At 52.6% G+C, this 776-nt stretch carries 1 protein-coding gene; it reads right to left on the minus strand.

The window, feature by feature from the left end:
• The coding region (locus LH47_RS14775) for a transposase (RefSeq protein ID WP_043968794.1) at positions 1–509 on the minus strand (509 nt) is incomplete at its 3' end.
• Between the last annotated feature and the right edge of the window lie 267 nt (positions 510–776).

Below are 776 nucleotides of genomic sequence, written 5' to 3' on the forward strand. Positions count from 1 at the left end.
GCGTTCGTCAACTGTTCTCCCACCGGGCCATCATGACGCAGTCCGATGGTTTCCACCACGTCTGCCGGCAACGAGGATTCCGGCGAATACGCGACGTGCAGCTTCACTCCGGCGCGTTCGCCGTGATACGGCGCCCATGGCAGGCGGTTTTTCCCGACCGTGACGGTCGTCGAATCCACCACCCGAAGCGGTTTGGGAAACCGAAGCGAACGGCGGGTTTGGCGGTTGCACTTGGAAATGATCAACGCCAACAAGCGTTTCATGATGTCATAGGGAACTTCTTTCGCTTTCTTGGATACTGTGGAATAATGGAATCGCGGCAATCCATACAGAGGCCCCACATCGGCTCCGTGGCGAAAGCTTTTCCATTGATGCATGGCGGCCAGCAGGAAGAAGTGAATCCACTCGCGCAACGGAAAGGTTCGAGACGAATCACGATCCCCAACCGCTTCGGCAATCCGTTGAATCTCTTCATCCGAAAGTGTGAGTAAAATATTTGTGGGTGACATTCAGGAATGATTCCCCGACGAGGGTTGCGAACTTTTGTTCGCGACGCTCGTCGGGGCCACCAAGCGAAGCGCGGTAGAAAAAAGCAAATGTCATGCAAAAAGGACTCTCTCCCTGCTATGATGGTGATGACCAACATCAATAAAACAGGAGGGAGAGAGTCCATGAAACATTTTACCACAGAATGGCCTTTATTAAAAGAGCTGGAGGAACAATTAGTCAGAACTCTTCAAAAGGTGTTCGCTGTCTTGTTGGCGGCCCTTTTGGAG

This window comes from Anoxybacillus thermarum (assembly GCF_000836725.1).
Classification (GTDB): domain Bacteria; phylum Bacillota; class Bacilli; order Bacillales; family Anoxybacillaceae; genus Anoxybacillus; species Anoxybacillus thermarum.